4 protein-coding genes and 1 pseudogene are annotated in these 3,756 nt (G+C 77.0%); all 5 read right to left on the reverse strand.

The window, feature by feature from the left end:
- Positions 1-203 (reverse strand): annotated as a pseudogene (locus ACFVYI_RS31830) (hypothetical protein); the annotation flags it as partial.
- Positions 200-1,303, reverse strand: coding sequence for an AAA family ATPase (locus ACFVYI_RS31835; protein WP_387892012.1), 1,104 nt, complete (start codon positions 1,301-1,303; stop codon positions 200-202). The gene ACFVYI_RS31835 and the pseudogene ACFVYI_RS31830, both read right to left, overlap by 4 nt.
- Before the next feature lie 88 nt (positions 1,304-1,391).
- Entirely contained in the window at positions 1,392-1,976 is a 585-nt protein-coding gene (locus tag ACFVYI_RS31840; protein WP_387892013.1) for a hypothetical protein, read from the reverse strand.
- Positions 1,973-3,019: a DUF4129 domain-containing protein gene (locus ACFVYI_RS31845; protein ID WP_387892015.1), complete on the reverse strand. Its 1,047-nt coding sequence runs from the start codon at positions 3,017-3,019 to the stop codon at positions 1,973-1,975. Before ACFVYI_RS31845 ends, ACFVYI_RS31840 begins: the two co-directional genes overlap by 4 nt.
- 174 nt (positions 3,020-3,193) lie before the next feature.
- Entirely contained in the window at positions 3,194-3,613 is a 420-nt protein-coding gene (locus tag ACFVYI_RS31850; protein WP_387892017.1) for a GNAT family N-acetyltransferase, read from the reverse strand.
- Between the last annotated feature and the right edge of the window lie 143 nt (positions 3,614-3,756).

Raw genomic sequence — 3,756 nt, forward strand, 5'->3', positions numbered from 1 at the left:
CCGGGCCGCCCGCGTGGGGGGGCCGGGCGGGGGCTTGCGGCCGGGCCGGCGAGCTGCCGGCCCGGCCCCCCGCCGGGGGCGGTGCTCTGGGCGGCGAGCCGCCGGGCCCGCTGCCCGGGCCCGCCGTCGGCGGTGGGCCCGGCGGTGGGCTGGGCGGTGGGCTCGGCAGCGGCGGCGGGCCCGGCGGTGGACTCGGCGCTCACCGGGCGAGGCCCGGGGCGTCCACCCGGCCGCTCTCCGGCCCGCCGGCCGCGCGCGGCAGGGTCTGCGGCGCCGGAACGGCGGCGACCAGGCGCGCCAGGACGTCGTCCGCCTCGATCTGACGCACCCACAACTCCGGTGTCAGCGTGATGCGGTGGGCCAGCGTCGGAACGGCCAGCGCCTTGACGTCCTCCGGAGTCAGATAGTCGCGGCCCGCCAGCATCGCGCGGGCCCGGGCCAACTGGACCAGCGCCAGACCGCCCCGGGGGGAGGCGCCGACCTGGATCTGCGGGTCGTTGCGGGTGGCGTTGACCAGCGCGACCACGTAGTCGACCAGGTCGTCGTCGACCTCGACCTGCTCCAACGCCGCCCGCATCGCGAGCAGTTCGGCCGGGCTGCTGATCGCCTCCAGGACCGGCTCGGGCACGGCGCGGTCCAGCCGGGCCCGGAGCATCGAGGCCTCCAGACCGGTGGAGAGGTAGCCCATCCGCACCCGGAGCAGGAAGCGGTCGAGCTGTGCCTCCGGAAGCGAGTAGGTGCCCTCGTACTCGATCGGGTTGGCGGTGGCGATCACCACGAAGGGCTGCGGCAGGCGGCGGGTGGCCCCGTCGACGGAGACCTGCCCCTCGGCCATCGCCTCCAGCAGCGCGGCCTGGGTCTTCGGCGGGGTGCGGTTGATCTCGTCGGCCAGCAGGAGCTGGGTGAACAGCGGGCCGGGCCGGAAGACCATCTCGCCGCTGCGCCGGTCGTAGAACGGCGCGCCGGTGACGTCCGAGGGCAGCAGGTCGGGGGTGAACTGGATCCGGCGGAAGTCCAGGCCGAGGGTGGTGGCGAAGGAGCGGGCCAGCAGGGTCTTGCCGAGCCCCGGCAGGTCCTCGATCAGGACGTGGCCGCCGGCCAGCACACCGAGCATCACCAGACGCAGGGCCTCGGGCTTGCCGACCACGGCCCGTTCGATCTCCTCGATCACCGCGCGGGCGCGGCGGCCGGCCTCCTGCGGCGTCAGCACGGCCGCCTCGGCCGGACGGCCCGGGGTGCGTTCGGCCTCCGGGGCCCGCTCGGTGTCCGGGGCGGGGGCCTGGGCCTGGGGAACGGCGGTCATGGTTCTCCTGAAGGGCGGCGGCGGTTGCCGGCGATCGACCGGAACCTGCGGGGAACGGTGGGGAGTGCGGAGCCGACCGGCGGGGCGGCTAGAGGGATTCCAGCCGGTCGACGAGCGCGAGGAGGACGGGGCTCGGGACGGCCGCGTCCGGATCCGGGGCGTCCGGGTCGATCCACGGCCACAGCCGGGGGCCGATCAGTTCGGCGGCCCGCTCCCGGTCGGCGGTGAGCGAGACGCCGTGGACCTCCGACAGGCGTGCGGCGAAGAGCCGTCGGAGCCGGCCGCGCAGCGGCCGGGCGTCGCCCTTCGGGTCGAGGCCCTGGCGGACGGTCCAGCGCCAGTCGCCGAGACCGGGCTCGCGGGCCTCCATCAGGTGCCGCCGGCCGCGCAGGCCGATGTCGAGGAACCCCGCGCCGGCGACGTACCGGCCGGCGATCAGGGCGGTGACGGTCAGCAGGACCGCTCCGGCGGCGGCCGCGGACGCGCCGCCGACCAGGGCGAACAGGACCTCGGCCAGGACGGCGGCCGCCGTCGGCTCGATCAGGCTGTGCCGGATCGAGCCGGGTGCGGCGAGCCCGCCGCCGGGCGGGTCCACCGGGGCGGCAGGGTCGGCGGCGACGGGGTCGGCCGTCGGGTGGTTCGGGTGGTTCGGCTGGTTCGGACGGGCACTCATCGACGGCCTCCCGTCCGGTCGGCCGGGGTAGTTCCCACCGCGGCAGGCTCCGACGGCGGGCCGTCCCGGTCCGCCAGGCGCTCGGCGAGCGCGTCGAGCGCGGACTGCGCCCGGTTCACGTGGGTCCGGTCCATCGGGTGGGTGGAGTACCGGGCCTCCCGGAACAGCGCGGTCAGCACCCGCGCGTGGACGGGGTCGACACGGTCGTCGGCCACCGCCCGCTCCAGCAGTTCGGTCGGACTGTCAGGAGCCCGGCGGGTCACCCCGGACGCCGCCAGCGAGACCTCCATCGCGGCGTAGCAGGCGATCACCGCCGCCCGCGCGTCGGCACCGGTCAGGGCCCGCCGACCGGTGGCGACGGCGGCGGCGAGGGCGTCCTCCGGCCGGGCCGGCGCTGCGGGAAGTGCCGCCGGCGGCTGCCGCCGGATGATCCGCAAGCGCCGCAGCAGCAGCACCGCGGCGACCACCACGGCCACCACCAGGGCGGCGGCGAGAACACCGAACAGCACCGGGATCAACGTCCTGAGCAGGCCGTCGGGCTTCGGTTCGTCGGGCCAGGGCAGCGGCGGGTCCTTCGGCGGCGCGGTGACCTCCGGTGGCTCGGGCAGGTGCGCCGGCGGGTCGACCGGCCCGGTGTCCACCCGGTTGTGGAAGACGAACATCAGCACCGGCACCGCGACGGCGGCCCCGGCCAGGAGCGCCACGGCCGCCTCCCGCAGGCGCTCGGCCCACGGCGTCGGGCCGGTCAGGTGGCGGACCTCATCGCGCAGCCGCACCGCGAACCGGCCGATGACGAGGAACGAACCGACGGCGAGCAGCAGGACGAACCCGACCGCGGAGACCGGCACCGTGTCGGCGGGCGTACCGAGGAGGCCGCCGTCCGGCCGCAGCGCCGCGGCCGCGACCACCAGGCCCGCGAGGACCAGCGGAACGCCCACGAGCCGACCGCCCGACCTGTTCACCCGGTCGGTGTCGCGGACGCCGTCGTCGGCACGGCTCCGGCCGTCGTGCCGAGACTCGCTCGGCTGCGCTTCCTGGTTCATGCGGCCGCCCCTGGTTCCCCCGCAGCGCGGTCGGTCCCGCGCGAGGTGCAGCGTCGCACACTGACTGTCGGACTGTCACTCCGCGTCCCGGACCGGATCGGCGGTCGTGGAGCCGGTTCGCCCGCCGTCGGCCGGGCCGGGCCGGGCCGGGGTCGACGCCGGACCGGGCCGGGGTCAGACCAGGCGGTGCATGCCCACCGAGTGCGGGGCGGTCCCGGTGAAGCCGTAGCGGGCGTAGAGGCGGTGGGCGTCGCCGTCGGCGATCAGGGACACGTAGGCACCCGCCGGGGCCCGGTCCTCCAGTTCGGCGGTGAGCAGCGCCATGATCCGCCCGCCGAGGCCGCGGCCCTGGTGCTCGGGCAGGACGCAGACGTCGGCGATCTGGAACACCGACCCGCCGTCGCCCACGATCCGGCCCATGCCGACGACCTCCCCGTCCAGGTGCACCGTCACGCCGTGCCAGGTGTTGGGGAGCCCGGCCGCCACCGCCGCGGCGGGCCGGTCGCTCATCCCCGCGCCGGTCCGCAGCCGCCGGAAGGTGTCCACGTCCGGTACACCGGCACGCAGCTCGTAAGGGTCAGATATGGAGTTCATACATTACATCGTAGACCGTCGCGCCCCCGCCCCCCGCTGAGGCGGGGGGGGGGGGGGCCGGGGGGGGGGGGGCCCCGCGGGGGGGGGGGGGGCTTGCCCGGGGGGGGCCCGGGGGCGTGACAGGGATCGGTGGTGGGGGGGGC

The sequence above is a fragment of the Kitasatospora sp. NPDC058218 genome, assembly GCF_042882445.1.
Classification (GTDB): Bacteria; Actinomycetota; Actinomycetes; order Streptomycetales; family Streptomycetaceae; genus Kitasatospora.